Raw genomic sequence first — 14,663 nt, 5'->3', positions numbered from 1 at the left:
CTGATCGAATCCTTCTATACAGCGCTTCGCCAGGGCGCGCGACTCACTTGCTTATGGCTCTTCTCTGACGCACCTCACGATATTCTCACTGAGCCAAATAGCTTTCATTCCAGGGCACTGCCAGGCACTAACGGCTGCCTTTTTGAAGGACGCAGCAGTTTTGTCGAGTCCCGTTCCTGATTCAGCTTTGCAGCCTGCTAAAACTACGCAGGTCGCAAGGATCGCGAGGCCGCTCAGTATGAAGCCTCGAACGAGGGACAGGTTGCGCTTCCTACTTCGCCTCGACGGTAAGTGCACAAGCTGGATTGGTGGCTTGGTCATAAGCCTCTGTCTCTTTTTAATTGGAGTGAACTCAATCGCATTCATCGCACACCTTGAGGTCTACAGCTCGCTAGTGGACTGCTTGAGTGCGGGTTCTCAGACAAGGGGCTGAGAAATTAGGTTTGAACCAAGCTATTGCGCTGAATGCTTCAATGTTTATTGTCTATGTTTTGGGGCGATGAAGAAGTAAGCACCTTCTTCGGTGAGGTCTTGTGGATGTCAAATTACGGGCGTTCCTTCAAGCATTGCACAGTCTTATCGTCCAGCCACTCGGCGTGCATGCCCGGACAGGCGAACTCGTCGCGCATGCTCTGTGTGATGCTTTGGGGTTCATCGGCTTGGGCATCGGGCGCGGACAGCCAGGCTGCGAGGAGCAGGGCGCCAACGATGACCAGCAGGGAGTCAAGAATCGTCTTTAGCATAAGGATCTCCTGTTCAATAGAGCGGTTGCTGCTTAAAGGGGCCATGCTTCCGGCGTGAGCGCCATTACTACGGCCGCGCCAACCAGGCAGAAGAGGCCGAAGCCGGTGAGCGCCCATTGCGCCGCGAGCAGCAGCTTTGTGGTGTGGGCAGGGGATGGAGTCGAATGCATGGAATCTCCTGAGGGCAAAGAAAAAGCCCGCGAGCGGGTGCTGCGGGCCTTGGTTGAGTTGAGGTGCTTCTCGTGGTGATTAGGCGGTCAAGTTTCTATCAGCGCCGCTGAAGCTGCCGTAATCAATCGGGAATAGCGACTTGATATGCTGACAATTCATCAGAATCAATGGGGGGAGGACTATGTCTAGTTTGGGATCAATCGCGCTAGTCGTCGGCGGAGCATTGAGCGCGTTTGCCGCAGTAGCTCACTTGGCGTGTATCGCAATTGGCACTCCCGCATACCGGGTGATGGGAGCGAGTGAGCGGATGGTTCGAGCTGCCGAGCAAGGAAAACCTCGGCCAGCATTGATAACTCTTTTCATTGCAATGATTTTGTTCATTTGGGCGGGTTACGCATTGGCCGGGGCTGGCGTCATTGAGCCTCTGCCGCTGACCAAACTCGCTCTCACCGCTATCTGTGCCGTGTATCTTGCGCGGGCAGTTGCTTTCCCACTTCTCAAACCGGTGTTCCCTGCAAACACGCAGACTTTCTGGCTCGTGTCATCTGGTATCTGTCTTGTGATTGGGCTGTCTTACTTGGTCGGCCTCGTCGAATTGTGGGGCGCACTCTAGGCATTTCACTGATCAAGATTCAGTACCTTGCGCAAGCACTCGTGACCACAAAAGAAAAGCCCGCGAGCGGTTGCTGCGGGCTTGAATAAAGAGCCGGTGACCCTTTCGGGCCCTGCCTGGGGAAGAGGTCAGAAAGGGAGGGAGAGTTAACCCCAGACCCGGCGTAACAGGAATATGGCGTCGAATTCTGCATGATGCTTTTCGGGCGATCAATAGGAGCTCGTCTTACAGCAAAGAGGAGTAGAACCATCTGGCGTGACCACTGTCGCTCACGACGCTGAAGCCGCGCCGCGCTCCCAATAGATGGTGGCCCAGGCGAATTCCTGGGATGCCATACCTGCTCGAGCAGTCACGCCAGATGCCCCTGAATTCAGGGCAAAAAAAGCCACCCTGCGGAGGGTGGCTTAAGGAGGCTTCTCTCACACCTGAGTAGCTGCGCTCATTCAAAGACATCAATTAAGGTGAATACTTTCACCAATTTCTGATGCTGTCAGTATTTTCTATTGATAGAAGCAAATTAATACATATTTGCTATTTTGATGAACCCGCTTCAGCCCTGCTGCTGGGACAGGCGCATGCGAGGTCAAGGCCGGTGAGTGCCTATTGCGCGGCGAGCAGCGGCTTTGTGTAGGAATAGCGGCTGGAGTCGATTGCATGCAAGCTCATGTGGAAAAACAAAAAGCCCGCGAGCGGTTGCAGCGGGCGCGAATAGAAAGCCGGTGACCTATTTGGTCATGCCTGGGCAAGTAGAGGAAGTGAAAGGAGTCTGTGACCCCAGGCCCGGCAAAACAGGTTCATTGCGTAAAATTTTGCCCAAAGAGAGTCACAGAATCAATATCTGCGTGGGGTCACAAACGAGCTCTTCGCCATCTGGCGTGACCACTGTCGCCACGACGCAAGCGTCGCGTTCCTGATTGCCGCCAGCCCAGGCCCATTCCTGAACTGCCGTACCTGCTCGAGCAGTCACGCCAGATAGCCCCCGCTACTTTCCCGGGGTGGTCATGATGGGCACCTAAGACCGGTGCGATTACCCTCTTGCAGTATTCCAGCCAAGCCCTTGCAGGCCTGGTTTGTAAGAGCCGGGGAGCCGACCCCCGGCACCATCAAGAAAAAGAGCAGAACACCCGGCTTGCGGTCAGTCGGAGGCGGCATCTCGGATTGCCCAAATCCACGCCCGGTTGAGGTTTTCTGTACCGCGCTCTTTCTTGATGGCCCCGCTATAGCCCTGCGGGAGAGGGCACATGTATGCCACATGCTGGCTGAATGCTCACATCTCAAGATCTCCGGGCACAAAAAAGCCACCTTAGAAGGTGGCTGTTGAAAATGAAGCCCTTAATCGTGGGGGCTGTCGAGCACTCTTGCTACCAGTACCGATAGCTATGGCGCATGCGCGATTGCCTCTCCTCTTGCCTCCTCTTGTCTTTTTCAGGAGGCCCGCACTGCTCGATGTTGGGTGGAGTGGGTAAATCCTCGCCCCTGGCGAAAACTCGTTTGACTGTTTTCCAAACTTTCAGGAACGACGATGGGATGCGGCTTACTAACATATAGACCTCCGGTCTATCACTGCGAGCTATGGGCGCTCGCCAGATCTCCAAGTACTCTTTTGTCAGGTCATGTCGTTGATGGTAGGCGCCTGGGGACCGGACTGCTGAGCTTTTGATTGTGGTGAAGGGGCTTGATCGAGATTGGATGGGATAGGATGAATCTTTGAGGTTGGCTCAAGAAGCATCAACCACATATCGCGCCAGAACTCGGTCTGTCGTTTGTAGCCAAGTAGTGAAAACATATAAACCTCCGATCAGATGCTTGCTTAAGTGGCGGAGATTTTGTTGAGGACCGCTTGCAGCAAGAGGCGGTTCGTTTTTTTTCGCAGCATCTGTTCAGGAGAGTCCTCCTGCAACTGTGCATCCGTTTGAAATGGCGTGTGAAAGATTCGGTCGTCATCCGCCACGTTCCGGGATTCGACTTCCTGTTTTACGTCGGGACATCGGGAGCGGATGCTGAAGATGGTTTTGTCGATGAAAGACATATAGACCTCCGGTCTATGTTGGCGGTCCAAGATAGGCCGTCTCACACCACAGTACTCCTTTTAATACCCTTAAACGGCGCGCTCAAAGCCCACGTCAGGAATGAACCGCGGGGCGTCATTCGCAGTCGCTTCCACAACGAAAAAGCCACCTTGAAAGGTGGCTCAGGATCCGGATTTCTTGCTCTTCAGGCTTAAGCAGCCGTGGAGTCAGGCCTTGTCCGTGGTTGCCTCTGCATGGTGCGCGGGCTGCTGCGCTTCGGGCTTGGCGGAAGGCTCTTGTTCGAAACTTGAAGGGCTTGGCGGAAGCTCAGAGATGGGCTCGAGGATGATCGACCACATGTCGCGCCAGAATGCGACGTACCTCTGGTACACAAGGAGTGGAAACATATAGACCTCCGGTCTAAAGCAGCAAATCAAGATGACTTGCATGTGTCCACAGTACGCTTTTTAAAGACCTTAAACGCTGCTGGAAAACAACCGAGAAGGTGGCTTGGCCGTTCTTTCTAAACGGCTGCTCGACGCAACCATCCCAGCCCTGACGCGACAAAACGTCTGTCCATATCGCTACTGTTTGCGTTGCTGCCGCTGCTCTTCTTCGTTCCTTTTTTTCGGTACGCGCGGTTTGCCTTGTTCCTGTGGGGCAGGGAGCCCATCCGTGAAAAAGAACATCAGCTTCAAGGTGTCCCAAAAGGATGGGGTAGAGATGGGAATGGGGTTACCTGACAAATAGACCTCCGGTCTAAAGTGGCTGGTCAAGATTGACTGCCTTGTCCCACCGTACTCTTTTAAATGACCTTAAACGGTGCCCTTGAAAAATAGACACCAGCCATGTTGGCGCAGCTGTGGCCGAGATCAGTCGATGAAACCGAGGTCACGCAGCGCTTCGGTTTCCTGGGTGTACTCAGCGTCCTCGATCAGCAGCACGCCGTCGGGCCCATATACATTGCGCTGGGGCGCGCCCATCACTTGCTCAATGCGTTCGACTTTGTAGCCGTGCCGCTCCCAGATTTCGGTTGTGTTTATGCGTGTCATAGGTTCACTGTACTCAAACGAAAGCGCTGCTAGCAAGGCTTTCGTTTGAACCCCGGATGCGCTCCGGGTGGCGGCGCATATCTCCCACTGTCACTGGCTTGCGCTTCGCTCTGGCAGCTTTATGCAGATCACTATCTGCGCCGGTTAGCACCATCCACCGCTTCGGGGCGGCAGAGTCGCGGCGCGTTCCGGAAAGTCATCGGGGCGCAGCGTGTCTCACGACGTGCATTGAATCTCTGGCTTTTTAAGGACCTGAGGTGCTGGCTCGATCACTTGGCACCCAGCGCAGCGGTTTGGCGGCGTTGGATCGAATATTAGGACTAGCTAAGAATAAAATCAATAGGAGTGGCTAATTATTTTTTTTTTAAGGACTAGCTACCTATGCTTCGTGGGCCTAATCGCATAGACGAAAAAAAGCCCGCTCTAGGCGGGCTATGTGTACCGAGGCGGTGGTTACTTCTCGGCAACCTGTCCGCAGCTCTTGGCGGATCTGGCCAGTTGCAGTTGAGAAAGCCTTTTTTGGGCAGCCTCCATCGCAGCACTCTTTTCCATGGTGTTGCCAATTCCAAAATCACCCAGGAAAGACAAGACCGAGCGGCCATCGAACTGGCTTTCCTTCTCCACATGATCAAGATAGCCATGAACTTTGGCTGTCTCCAGCTCAATCTCGCGGCAGGTCATTGTTTGCTGCTCGAATGTAGTCAGCTCGCCTTGGCGGCCATAGTTCTTTGTTGCACATCCAGACATGGTCGCAACAGCAGCGGCAATCAATAGAAATTTCTGCATACATCTCCCATAGTTACTAAGGGGAATCGTATCAGAGTGTTTCACCGGAGGGCTTTGGAATTGGCCAGGTTGAATTTGCTACGCCCTCTGACGGGGCCAGGAATGCGGACACATCTCTACAGTCGCTTCCCGTTCCATGCCCACACTACGCGCCCGACAACATCCACTTGGTGATCACCATTGAGAGTCTGAACAGTTTTTGCGCTGGGGTTGTCGCTGGTCACCTGCAGCTTCCCATCAAATGTCGGTGTGACACGTTTGATGAAATTGCGATCGTTTGCGCGCAACACATATACACCCTCTCGAGAACTGGGGTCGCGCGCACCGATACCGGTATCAACTAACAGGACATCCCCGTCGGTGAACGTTGGTGCCATGCTGTCCCCGTAAGCGTGGATGAAGCGCAACTCTTGGGGGTTCTGCGGCCTGATTTGCTGATTAATCCAGTGCGGCGAGAGAGCCAAGTCACCCACGATGACATCTGACTCTAGCAATTCGGAGCCTGGGCCCATGCTGCCGCAGTTCGACAAGAGAGGGACGATCACAGCATCGGGTGCGTGATACATGGGCACTGCGCCATAGGCCGATAGAGCACGAGCGTTGACGTCGGCATCGTGACCATGAATCTGATGTTGAGCATCTCCACGCGCGCCAACCATCAAGCCGTCGCCCGTCGCAAGCCACTGCTGATTAACTCCAAGCGCCGATGCAGCCTTCAGCAAATTCTCGCCACGCAGAAATTTTGACTTTCCATTGAGCCATCCATGCACGCTGGGTGGCTTCACATCGCACGCGCGTGCCAGGTCAGCCTGGGATAGCTTGGCGTGCTCCATGGCGATAGATAGTCGGTCTGCAAGTGTCATTAGGAAAGGCTAACAGGTTGAGTATTCGGAGTGGCTATTGACATGTGATTAGCGACTCCTAATAATTGAGACATGAACACATCCGCAACCAAGGTAATTGACGCGCTCGGCGGGACGTTTGCCGTCGCACGGATCTTTGACATCAAGCCCCCCAGCGTCAGCGACTGGAAGAAGGATGGAATTCCTCGCGCTCGGGTGATGTATCTGAAGGCTGCATATCGCAAAGCACTGGCCGGAATCGACTTGGCAGAGGCTACAGCCGCGCATCGCCCGCGACCATCCGGCCATGAGCTGGCGCAGCCATGCCGTCATGCTGAGTGAGACCAAGCCTCTATGTCAGAGCGGGGAGAGCTCCGGCGGCGCATGTGCGATGCACATATCCAACTGCGCACTCCATTTTGATTCTGTCAAAAAGGCTGCCGCACCTTCTGGCCGCTGGTGACTTATGTGCGTGATGTTCACAGCAATAGGTGCTCCAAGCAGTTCCTCTAGAGCCTTTTTTATTGTCTCTTCGATCTCCGTAGCGGAGTGATCTTTGAAAGATGTAGCCATGAATGCTCCTGAATTTCTGAATAGCCCGCGCTCCAAGGCAATGGGGCTGCTGACTAGCTGTAGTGAGATTTTTGGCCATGCAGCCTTTACATCTGCCAAGCCGATGCAATTGTTCTTCATGGCAGTCGGCTGCGACGATGAAGCAGTTGTAGTGCAGGCACTTTTTGAGTGGCTGAAGACCGGTCGCAGGTTCCCCGCACCTGCCGACATCCGGGAACTAATAGCTGAGCTGGCGCAGCCATCCACCTCAACCAAGGAGGTGGAGTGATGTCACTTATCGAAGACTTGGGCTTTACAGACGGGACAGGCAAGTCCGTTGTCGGTACCCATGAACCAAGTGCGCTGGAGCACAACAGATCTGCCAATGGAGAAGCAGGGCTGGCAGACATAGTGGGGCGCCTCATCGATTCCTGGCTCTGCGGCCCCAGCGGGGTTGTTGGCGGGATTGCTGCGCAGCGCAACTGCACCGCTAGCGAGCGTGACCAGCGTGTATTTGCCGCGCTCATCGATGGTTGCCTTCAGTTCCAGATTTTCCTTTTGCAACTTGGCCAGATCCGATTGGAGCTGCAAAAGAGCGGTGTTGTGAGCGAGGAGTCCCTCCTGCGCCTTGAGCAACTGCTCCAACAGGGCAGAGGTCTTTTCGTTGATCAGGGCGGCGTCGCGGGTTGCACTCAATCCCTTGGCGATGTCTCTTGCCGCGGAGATTGAAGCAGTAATGCCGCCGATTGCTGTCCAGTCCATTTTCTTGTCCGCCCTCTCTGGTGTTGGTTGTGTAGGAGCTTCCAGCATAGCCCAGGGTGCGGCGGGCACCTTTTCCTCTCTTCTGGCCTGTTTTCGTTTGCATGCAGGCAGTGTCTTTCTCGGCGGCACAGCCCGCAACGTCCTTTTTCTCGGAGTCCGGACGACATGAATGCTCTTGATGCACTGCGACGCATGGTCGCCAACTACCCGGGCGGCCGTGCTGCTTTAGCTACCCGTCTGAATAAATCCGATGAAGTTCTGCGCAAGGAGCTGAGCGGCGTTTCTCCGAGCCACAAGATGGGCCTCGCTGACGCTGAAGAGATTGCGTCTATGTGCCGTGAGGCGGGTAGCGCTGAAGCGCATGCCTTGGGCACGGTCTTCTCATTCAACGCCGGCATGCTGGCGCTGCCCGAGGCCCAGCCTGGTGCTGAAAAGTGCCTCTCCAAATCCGCAGCCATCGCTGTGCGTGAATGCGCCGACGTTCTGATGGCAACCACGATGGCGAAGGCCGACAACAACGTCAGCGACAACGACAAGCGCGTGGTGCAGCGTGAGATCGCCGAGGCCGTGGCTGCGTTACTCGCTGTTCAGCAGTCCCTGGATGCAGAGCACGCAGCAGATAACGCGAGGTCAGAACGATGAGCAAGCTCCCATGGTTCCGAACCTACACGCGGATGGTCGATGACGACAAGCTCAAGCTGCTGGCCTTTGAGGATCGCTGGCACTTTGTTGCCCTGCTGTGCCTCAAGGGTGAAGGGCTGCTGGACAAAGGCGACGCCCCTGCGCTGCTGATGCGCAAAGTGGCCGTGAAGCTGGGTCTGGATGTGCGCAGCCTGGAAGAGGTGGCCCGCCGCCTGGCTGAGGTTGGACTGATTGAACAGGCCACCCTGCAGCCCTCCAAGTGGGCCGCTTTGCAGATGCGCAGCGACACCGACACCACTGCAGCGGAGCGCAAACGCCGCCAGCGCCAGCGCAAAAAAGATGCTGTTTCAGAGGGAGAAGAGGGCGGTCACGATGAGGTCACGGATGAGTCACGCGTGACGGGTACGGATGTCACGCGTACAGATACAGATATAGATACAGATAAAGAAGAGACAGTTAACTATTCAAAGGCTGTAGGTGCTGCTGACCGTGACACTTCGCCTCCGGCTCAGCCAGAAGAGGCGAAGGGAAGGGGCAAGACAGCGACAGGAACACGTCTGCCCGAAGACTGGAAGCTGCCCAAGAGCTGGGGTGACTGGGCCATTGCCGAACATGCCGGCCTGACCGAGGAAGAGGTGCGCCGCCAGGCCGCGATGTTTGCCGACCACTGGCGCGCCAAGGCGGGCAAGGACGGGCGCAAGGCTGACTGGGGCGCCACCTGGCGCAACTGGATCCGCCGAGCCACCGAAATGCCCGCAGCGCGCCGTCCATCCATGGCACCTGCGTCCGCAGCAGCCGGCAAATACGCCGGTGCCGGCAAGGCCATCTTTGAAGGGATTGAGCTATGAGAAGCAGCCACGAAATCTCCAGCCTGGCATCTCGTGCCGTGCACAGCGCCGGACAGCAGCAAGGCCATCTGGCGCCGCGCCCCGAAGCATCGCAGCGCATCCGCAAGCTGTTTGTGGTGCTGCAGGGCGCCTACGGCACAGCATTCCTGGCCAAGTTCAGCTCCGGCGAACTGAACGAACGCCGTGAGGACAAAGGGGTGCGGGCTGCGCAGCTGGTTTGGGATGCGGACTTGGCGAAGTTCACGGATGACGTGATCGAGGCAGCTTTCCAGAGCATCAAGCGCGAATGCCCGGAGTTTCCGCCGAGCCTCCCCCAGTTTGAAAAGGTCTGCGAGGCCCTGACGCCCCGCAAGACCTACTTTGAAGAGAGCGGCCTGCTGGCGCTGCCCGCGCCCAAGGTGGAGCGCCTGCTGGACGTACCGTTCGAGCTCAAGGGTGACGACAAGGACTGGGCTCGAAAGATCATTGCTCGCATCAATCATGGCGATCAAACAGTGACGCGCCACTCCCGCATGGCAGCGATGGATGCCCTGGGCATGAACAAACAGCACGGGGGTGTGCATTGATGCTTGCAAAGCGTTCTGGCCACAAGTACGGCAACAGGAAGGTCATCACGGCGGATGGCACCAAGTTCGACAGCTTGGCCGAGTTGAACCGCTGGGGTCACTTGAAAATGCTGCAGCGTGCCGGCCACATCAGTGAGTTGCGCCGGCAGGTGGTGTTCGAGATGGTCCCGTCGGTGAAGTTTGCTGGCGCTGGGCGCGCCCGGCCCGCCATTCGCTATATCGCAGACTTCGTGTACCTGGAGAAGGGCACAGAGGTGATTGAGGATGTGAAGGGCGTGGAGACCCCTGAATTCAAGATCAAGCGCCATCTGATGAAGGCTCTGCTGGGGCGGGAAGTGCGGGTGATCAAATGACCCAGGCACTGAATCCCACATTCTTTGGCAAGGTCGTGCCGCTGGCCGGTCTGCGCAAGCCGCCCAGTACCTCGCGCATCACGCGGCTGGTGTGGCCGACCTATGACCGCCTGAGCGATGGCCGCTACCTGATCGAGCACTGGATGGAGAACCGATGCTGCAACCGGGTGCAGGTGGGCAGCAGCATGGTCTGCGTGGTCGATGACTACGGCAGCCTGGTGGCAGTTGAGGACAGGGGGCGCGCATGGTGGTGAAGCGCATCTACATCGCCGGGCCCATGAGCGGCCTGCCCGAGTTCAACTACTCGGCCTTTCATGCTGCAGCTGCTGTGCTGCGCGCCCAGGGGCACCACGTTGAGAACCCTGCGGAGAACCCCCGGCCCGCCTGCGGTACATGGCAGGGCTACATGCGTATGTCGCTGCGCCAGATCGCAGCCTGCGACTGCCTCTACATGCTGCCCGGCTGGCGCGGATCCCGTGGCGCCCGCATCGAGCATGGGCTGGCGCTGGATTTGGGCCTGGAGGTGCATGACTTTCAGGAGGCGGCATGCTGATGCGCCGCACCCCGCTCAAGCCCGGCAAGGGTTTCAAGTCTCGCGGCACATGGGCTGGCGCAGGGCTCCGTGATGAGCAGGACGAGGGCCACCACTTCGAGACCGGCCAGGCCAGCAGTCGTGAGCAGCGGCTGCAGGAGCGTGCCCAGCGCCAGCTGGAGAGCGCCCGGGCCACGGCAGAGATGGTGCCAGCCAGTGTGGTGATGGTTCCCGGCGCTGGCGCCACGGGCGTTGCAGTGCGCAAGGAGAAGGTCCTCGAGAGCGAGCCCTACCGCCGTCTTGTCGCGCAGTTGCCATGCATGTGGTGCGGTATTGAGGGTTACAGCCAGCACGCCCACCTCAATTACGGCAAGGGCCTGGGACTGAAGACGGACGACCGAACGGGGTTCCCGCTCTGCTGCAGCCGTCCTGGCATTGAGGGCTGCCATGTGGCCTATGACAACTACCGGCTGCTCGAGAGTGGGGGGCGCGAGGCCCACCGCGAGTACGGCCTGGAGGCCGGGCGCTTTACGCGCGAGCAGGTTCTGAAGGCTGGCCTGTGGCCGGCCTCATTGTCGAGATGGGTCGAGTCCCGGTCTCAGGCAGATGAGCACAACAAGCAGGAGAGAGCATTGAGCAGCACAGCAACACAGCAGATCGACATAGGCGAAGCGAGCCCCGTAGTGAATGAGATCCTGCAAGAGTGGCACCAGTGGTGCTCGAACACCAGAGTGGGGTCTGGCTACGGGAATAGGTCGGTGTCCTGCAGCCTTGGCCCTGGAGGCGGCGGCGTGTGGGAGGTCGCAGATCTGGAGGCTGTGGATGCCGTGATCGACGCAATCCCGCAACCACACCGCACGGCAATCTCTTTCATGGCCCGCAACCTGGCCTGCCGCGCCCAAGTCTGGAGCAGCCCGCGCCTGCCAACACGGCGGGAGGAACTGCAGGTGCTGCTACTGGAGGCCCGCAACATGCTCACGCGCGGGCTCATCGCAAAAGGCGTGCTCTGATGCTTGACGCCCCACAATTTTTTGGCAGAATACGAAGCGGACCGGGATAACTGCGTCCAAAATTTCCGAAGCCTCAGCCTAGCCGCTGGGGCTTTTTCGTTTGTCTCCTTGCTGGCCGAAAGCCGGCATCTGCTGCCTGGTTCGCCTCGGCGGCTTTTTTATTCCCGGTTCGCTGCCACCGAGCACGCCCGACGATCACGCACATTGCTTCAGGGGCGGATCACTCGGTGGCGTCACCTAGTTCTGCGGCAAACAACAGAAAGGGCCTACTAAGTAGGCCCTTCACTCACTGAAACTTGCCGATAGAAGAGGGTGTAAATGAACTTCAGTCGTGATCTCTCTCTGGATGGAGCTTCTGATGAGTGATTCCATTCTGATCTTTTGGTGCAGGAGGTCGCTAGGTGTTATCCCTTGCGTGTTTTGTGGAGATGTGCATCGCAAAGGCGATGCGGCATCCGGGAGAGGTTGGTAATGCCTCAGCGTCCTAACAAGCCTTGTCGCCATCGAGGCTGCAACATCCTGTCGCGCTCGCCGTCGGGGTTCTGCGATGCCCATCAGTCCGAAGCCAGCGGCTGGAATCATCCGAGGCGTGAGTCAGCCAAGGCGCGTGGCTATGACTATGCATGGCAAAAGATTCGAGAGTGGGTGATGCAACGCGACACGGGCTTGTGTCAGCCATGTCTCAAGCTCGGTGCGGTGTCGGCCGCGCAAGAGGTCGATCACATTGTCTCGAAGGCCCAGGCAAAGCGGTTGGGCTGGACCCGAGAACAGGTAGACGCAAGAGAAAACCTGCAGGCGATCTGCAAGGCTTGTCACTCCGTCAAAACGGCGCGTGAGTCACAGGGGTTGTTCACCTCGCTCTTGGTCTGATCGCCTCGCCGGAAGGCTGCAACGTGCCGCTTGGGTGGTTCCTGGCAGGGAGGGGGAGGGTCGAAACCAGGGCACCACCGCCCTCTAGACCGACCGGTTCGTCGAATTTTTACGCCCGCGAAATATGAAATTTAACTGGAGGCCCGATGGCAGGTGCTGCTGGGCGCTCTGGCCGTCGCCCCAAACCTACGGCAAAGAAGCTGCTAGCTGGTAATCCAGGCAAGCGTGCTCTCAATCAAGCTGAACCGGACTTCGAACTAGTTCTGAATATCGATTGCCCCGACTGGATGGGAGACAACGGCCGGATGCTCTGGGAAGCCGTGGCGCCTCAGTTGTGCAAGGAGCGCATTTTGGCAGCGACAGATATTCAGAACCTCGAGGTGTACTGCTCCGCTTATGACCAGTTTCGGATGGCCCAGGCGGATATTGCCCAGAACGGAGTGACGGTCTCTGGAGCCATGGGCGGCGTGATCAAGAACCCCGCAGCGACAGCCCTCAAAGAGGCGACGGCCATGATGGCCAGCTATGGCGGGATGCTGGGGCTGGACCCGTCTAGTCGCCAGCGAATGATGGGGACAGGCAAGAAGAAGCAGAGCGACAACCCATTTGCAGGGGTCATCAATGGCTAAATATCCGGCGGTGGATGCAGCCAATAAGTTTGCCAAGGCCGTTGTTGCCGGCAAGATCCCGGCGTGTCGATATGTCCGGCAGGCCTGCCAGCGTCATCTGGATGATCTGCTGGCCAGCAAAAGCAAGACTTACCCCTACGAGTTCGATGCGAAGGAGGCGCAGAAGAAGATCGCTCTGATTGAGCTACTGCCGCACACCAAGGGCGAATGGGGCTTCAAGCGCCAGTTGATCACTTTGGAGCCGTGGCAGAAGTTCGGTCTGGCTTGCACCTTTGGATGGAAGCGCAAAAAGGATGGTCTTCGCCGCTTTCGTGAAAGCTACTGGGAGGTCAATCGCAAGAACGGTAAGAGCGTTATCGCCGCAGGTGTGGGCCTGGCCATGTTTGCGGCCGACAACGAGTTTGGCGCCGAGGTTTACTCTGGGGCGACCACAGAAAAGCAGGCATGGGAGGTGTTTAGGCCGGCGCGACTGATGGCAATGCGATCACCCATGTTGCTGGAGGCTGCGGGCATCGAGGTCAATGCCTCCAACCTGAACAAGCCAGGCGACGGCAGTCGCTTTGAGCCCATCATTGGCAACCCCGGTGACGGCGCCAGTCCCTCATGCTCCATCGTGGACGAGTACCACGAGCACGATAGTGATGCGCTCTACACCACCATGCTCACGGGCATGGGCGCGCGCAAACAGCCTCTGATGTTCATCATCACCACGGCTGGCTACAACATCGAAGGCCCGTGCTACGACAAACGCCGCGAAGTGGTGGAGATGCTCGACGGCACCGTTCCCAACGACGAGCTGTTTGGCTGGATCTGGACCGTTGATCCAGAGGATGACTGGAAAGATCCAAAGGTGCTGGCCAAGGCCAACCCCAATATCGGCGTGTCGGTCTATCAGGAGTACTTGGAAAGCCAGCAGCGAAGGGCCATCCAGCAGGCACGCTTCACCAACACCTTCAAAACCAAGCACCTGGGTCTCTGGGTAACGGCCAAAGCCGGTTACTTCAACATGACCCAGTGGGAGGCGTGTGAGGATGAAACGCTGAACCTGGCGGATTTCGAGGGCCAGTCTGTGGTGTTGTCGTTCGACTTGGCTCGCAAGTTGGACATGAATAGCATGGCCCGGCTGTTCTGGCGCGACATTGACGGTAAACGCCATTACTACAGCATTGCGCCGCGCTTTTGGGTGCCAGAGGATACGGTCCACAACAGCGACAACCGGCGGATGGCCGAGCGCTTGCAGAAGTGGGTCAACACAGGACACCTGCTGACCACCGACGGTGCCGAGATTGACTACCGCGAAATTCTGGAAGAAGCCAAGGATGCTGCAAGGCTCAATCCTGTCGAAGCTTCGCCCATGGATCCGCACGGGGCTACCAACCTGGCACATCAGCTTGATGACGAAGGCTTGCTGCCGATCACCATCGTGCAGAACTACACCAACATGAGCGATCCGATGAAGGAGCTGGAGGCCGCCATCATGTCAGGGCGCTTTCATCACGACGGCAACCCGCTCATGAGCTGGTGCATGGGTAATGTGATCGGCAAGCACCTGGTCGGCAATGACGACATCGTGCGCCCTATCAAGCAAGGCAACGACAACAAGATTGACGGAGCCGTAGCACTGATCATGGCGATTGGTCGCGCAATGCCTGGCAAGCAGGCCGAGCAAGAGGCCAGCATCTA

Annotated in this window: 21 protein-coding genes; 12 read left to right on the top strand and 9 right to left on the bottom strand. The window is 57.4% G+C overall.

What is annotated here, in order from left to right; all coding sequences use genetic code 11:
* Positions 1-545: 545 nt before the first annotated feature.
* From CSE6_RS23640 to CSE6_RS26345, 7 genes are all read right to left on the bottom strand, one after another.
* Positions 546-743: a hypothetical protein gene (locus tag CSE6_RS23640; protein WP_034383909.1), complete on the bottom strand. Its 198-nt coding sequence runs from the start codon at positions 741-743 to the stop codon at positions 546-548.
* Positions 744-775: 32 nt separating this feature from the next.
* On the bottom strand, positions 776-913 hold the full coding sequence (locus tag CSE6_RS26255; protein WP_165571722.1) for a hypothetical protein: 138 nt from the start codon (positions 911-913) through the stop codon (positions 776-778).
* A 2,220-nt stretch (positions 914-3,133) separates the two neighbouring features.
* Positions 3,134-3,313: a hypothetical protein gene (locus CSE6_RS23630; protein ID WP_080747090.1), complete on the bottom strand. Its 180-nt coding sequence runs from the start codon at positions 3,311-3,313 to the stop codon at positions 3,134-3,136.
* A 24-nt stretch (positions 3,314-3,337) separates the two neighbouring features.
* Positions 3,338-3,556 (bottom strand): hypothetical protein, encoded by a 219-nt coding sequence (locus CSE6_RS23625; RefSeq protein WP_034377706.1) that lies wholly within the window; start codon positions 3,554-3,556, stop codon positions 3,338-3,340.
* Between the two features lie 852 nt (positions 3,557-4,408).
* Positions 4,409-4,588, bottom strand: coding sequence for a hypothetical protein (locus CSE6_RS23610; RefSeq protein WP_057091911.1), 180 nt, complete (start codon positions 4,586-4,588; stop codon positions 4,409-4,411).
* A 453-nt stretch (positions 4,589-5,041) separates the two neighbouring features.
* The gene (locus CSE6_RS23605) at positions 5,042-5,374 is read right to left on the bottom strand and encodes a hypothetical protein (RefSeq protein ID WP_059441633.1); all 333 of its coding nucleotides are present in this window, start codon (positions 5,372-5,374) and stop codon (positions 5,042-5,044) included.
* 116 nt (positions 5,375-5,490) lie between these two features.
* On the bottom strand, positions 5,491-6,237 hold the full coding sequence (locus tag CSE6_RS26345) for a helix-turn-helix transcriptional regulator (protein ID WP_083994802.1): 747 nt from the start codon (positions 6,235-6,237) through the stop codon (positions 5,491-5,493).
* Between the two features lie 72 nt (positions 6,238-6,309).
* Between CSE6_RS26345 and CSE6_RS23590 the strand changes: the two genes are divergently transcribed.
* On the top strand, positions 6,310-6,558 hold the full coding sequence (locus CSE6_RS23590; protein ID WP_059441632.1) for a hypothetical protein: 249 nt from the start codon (positions 6,310-6,312) through the stop codon (positions 6,556-6,558).
* Positions 6,559-6,573: 15 nt separating this feature from the next.
* Here the strand turns inward: CSE6_RS23590 and CSE6_RS23585 are convergent, their stop codons facing one another.
* Positions 6,574-6,789, bottom strand: coding sequence for a hypothetical protein (locus CSE6_RS23585; protein ID WP_059441631.1), 216 nt, complete (start codon positions 6,787-6,789; stop codon positions 6,574-6,576).
* Between CSE6_RS23585 and CSE6_RS23580 the strand changes: the two genes are divergently transcribed.
* Positions 6,788-7,057, top strand: a complete 270-nt coding sequence (locus tag CSE6_RS23580; protein WP_059441630.1) for a hypothetical protein — start codon at positions 6,788-6,790, stop codon at positions 7,055-7,057. The genes CSE6_RS23585 and CSE6_RS23580 overlap by 2 nt on opposite strands.
* Positions 7,058-7,059: 2 nt before the next feature.
* Here the strand turns inward: CSE6_RS23580 and CSE6_RS23575 are convergent, their stop codons facing one another.
* Entirely contained in the window at positions 7,060-7,530 is a 471-nt protein-coding gene (locus CSE6_RS23575) for a hypothetical protein (RefSeq protein ID WP_059441650.1), read from the bottom strand.
* A 165-nt stretch (positions 7,531-7,695) separates the two neighbouring features.
* Between CSE6_RS23575 and CSE6_RS23570 the strand changes: the two genes are divergently transcribed.
* The 10 genes from CSE6_RS23570 to CSE6_RS23525 all read left to right on the top strand — a co-directional run.
* On the top strand, positions 7,696-8,172 hold the full coding sequence (locus CSE6_RS23570) for a phage regulatory CII family protein (protein ID WP_034358852.1): 477 nt from the start codon (positions 7,696-7,698) through the stop codon (positions 8,170-8,172).
* Positions 8,169-9,020, top strand: a complete 852-nt coding sequence (locus tag CSE6_RS23565; RefSeq protein WP_152668633.1) for a hypothetical protein — start codon at positions 8,169-8,171, stop codon at positions 9,018-9,020. The genes CSE6_RS23570 and CSE6_RS23565 overlap by 4 nt, the downstream gene beginning before the upstream one ends.
* A complete protein-coding gene (locus CSE6_RS23560; protein WP_059441628.1) occupies positions 9,017-9,586 on the top strand; it encodes a hypothetical protein in 570 nt (189 codons plus the stop codon). Before CSE6_RS23565 ends, CSE6_RS23560 begins: the two co-directional genes overlap by 4 nt.
* Complete coding sequence (locus CSE6_RS23555; RefSeq protein ID WP_059441627.1) at positions 9,586-9,939, top strand: DUF1064 domain-containing protein; 354 nt, start codon at positions 9,586-9,588, stop codon at positions 9,937-9,939. Before CSE6_RS23560 ends, CSE6_RS23555 begins: the two co-directional genes overlap by 1 nt.
* The gene (locus tag CSE6_RS23550) at positions 9,936-10,193 is read left to right on the top strand and encodes a hypothetical protein (RefSeq protein WP_059441626.1); all 258 of its coding nucleotides are present in this window, start codon (positions 9,936-9,938) and stop codon (positions 10,191-10,193) included. Before CSE6_RS23555 ends, CSE6_RS23550 begins: the two co-directional genes overlap by 4 nt.
* Complete coding sequence (locus CSE6_RS23545; RefSeq protein WP_059441625.1) at positions 10,184-10,492, top strand: DUF4406 domain-containing protein; 309 nt, start codon at positions 10,184-10,186, stop codon at positions 10,490-10,492. Before CSE6_RS23550 ends, CSE6_RS23545 begins: the two co-directional genes overlap by 10 nt.
* Positions 10,492-11,481 carry a hypothetical protein gene (locus CSE6_RS26590; RefSeq protein ID WP_238585788.1) on the top strand — a complete coding sequence of 330 codons (990 nt, stop codon included), beginning with the start codon at positions 10,492-10,494 and terminating at the stop codon, positions 11,479-11,481. The genes CSE6_RS23545 and CSE6_RS26590 overlap by 1 nt, the downstream gene beginning before the upstream one ends.
* Before the next feature lie 471 nt (positions 11,482-11,952).
* On the top strand, positions 11,953-12,351 hold the full coding sequence (locus CSE6_RS26340) for an HNH endonuclease (RefSeq protein WP_202967610.1): 399 nt from the start codon (positions 11,953-11,955) through the stop codon (positions 12,349-12,351).
* 146 nt (positions 12,352-12,497) lie between these two features.
* Positions 12,498-12,980, top strand: a complete 483-nt coding sequence (locus tag CSE6_RS23530; protein ID WP_003063500.1) for a phage terminase small subunit P27 family — start codon at positions 12,498-12,500, stop codon at positions 12,978-12,980.
* A partial coding sequence (locus tag CSE6_RS23525) for a terminase large subunit (protein ID WP_059441623.1) occupies positions 12,973-14,663 on the top strand: 1,691 nt, incomplete at its 3' end. The genes CSE6_RS23530 and CSE6_RS23525, both read left to right, overlap by 8 nt.

This window comes from Comamonas sp. E6, from assembly GCF_001010305.1.
GTDB lineage: Bacteria > Pseudomonadota > Gammaproteobacteria > Burkholderiales > Burkholderiaceae_C > Comamonas > Comamonas thiooxydans.
This window is presented reverse-complemented; position numbering and strand designations above follow the sequence as displayed.

Excerpts from the sequence above, each read along its gene's own strand:
- CSE6_RS23640 (WP_034383909.1), bottom strand. The coding sequence starts at position 743 with ATGCTAAAGACGATTCTTGACTCCCTGCTGGTCATCGTTGGCGCCCTG.
- CSE6_RS26255 (WP_165571722.1), bottom strand. The coding sequence starts at position 913 with ATGCATTCGACTCCATCCCCTGCCCACACCACAAAGCTGCTGCTCGCG.
- CSE6_RS23630 (WP_080747090.1), bottom strand. The coding sequence starts at position 3,313 with ATGTTTTCACTACTTGGCTACAAACGACAGACCGAGTTCTGGCGCGAT.
- CSE6_RS23625 (WP_034377706.1), bottom strand. The coding sequence starts at position 3,556 with ATGTCTTTCATCGACAAAACCATCTTCAGCATCCGCTCCCGATGTCCC.
- CSE6_RS23610 (WP_057091911.1), bottom strand. The coding sequence starts at position 4,588 with ATGACACGCATAAACACAACCGAAATCTGGGAGCGGCACGGCTACAAA.
- CSE6_RS23605 (WP_059441633.1), bottom strand. The coding sequence starts at position 5,374 with ATGCAGAAATTTCTATTGATTGCCGCTGCTGTTGCGACCATGTCTGGA.
- CSE6_RS26345 (WP_083994802.1), bottom strand. The coding sequence starts at position 6,237 with ATGACACTTGCAGACCGACTATCTATCGCCATGGAGCACGCCAAGCTA.
- CSE6_RS23590 (WP_059441632.1), top strand. The coding sequence starts at position 6,310 with ATGAACACATCCGCAACCAAGGTAATTGACGCGCTCGGCGGGACGTTT.
- CSE6_RS23580 (WP_059441630.1), top strand. The coding sequence starts at position 6,788 with ATGAATGCTCCTGAATTTCTGAATAGCCCGCGCTCCAAGGCAATGGGG.
- CSE6_RS23585 (WP_059441631.1), bottom strand. The coding sequence starts at position 6,789 with ATGGCTACATCTTTCAAAGATCACTCCGCTACGGAGATCGAAGAGACA.
- CSE6_RS23575 (WP_059441650.1), bottom strand. The coding sequence starts at position 7,530 with ATGGACTGGACAGCAATCGGCGGCATTACTGCTTCAATCTCCGCGGCA.
- CSE6_RS23570 (WP_034358852.1), top strand. The coding sequence starts at position 7,696 with ATGAATGCTCTTGATGCACTGCGACGCATGGTCGCCAACTACCCGGGC.
- CSE6_RS23565 (WP_152668633.1), top strand. The coding sequence starts at position 8,169 with ATGAGCAAGCTCCCATGGTTCCGAACCTACACGCGGATGGTCGATGAC.
- CSE6_RS23560 (WP_059441628.1), top strand. The coding sequence starts at position 9,017 with ATGAGAAGCAGCCACGAAATCTCCAGCCTGGCATCTCGTGCCGTGCAC.
- CSE6_RS23555 (WP_059441627.1), top strand. The coding sequence starts at position 9,586 with ATGCTTGCAAAGCGTTCTGGCCACAAGTACGGCAACAGGAAGGTCATC.
- CSE6_RS23550 (WP_059441626.1), top strand. The coding sequence starts at position 9,936 with ATGACCCAGGCACTGAATCCCACATTCTTTGGCAAGGTCGTGCCGCTG.
- CSE6_RS23545 (WP_059441625.1), top strand. The coding sequence starts at position 10,184 with ATGGTGGTGAAGCGCATCTACATCGCCGGGCCCATGAGCGGCCTGCCC.
- CSE6_RS26590 (WP_238585788.1), top strand. The coding sequence starts at position 10,492 with ATGCGCCGCACCCCGCTCAAGCCCGGCAAGGGTTTCAAGTCTCGCGGC.
- CSE6_RS26340 (WP_202967610.1), top strand. The coding sequence starts at position 11,953 with ATGCCTCAGCGTCCTAACAAGCCTTGTCGCCATCGAGGCTGCAACATC.
- CSE6_RS23530 (WP_003063500.1), top strand. The coding sequence starts at position 12,498 with ATGGCAGGTGCTGCTGGGCGCTCTGGCCGTCGCCCCAAACCTACGGCA.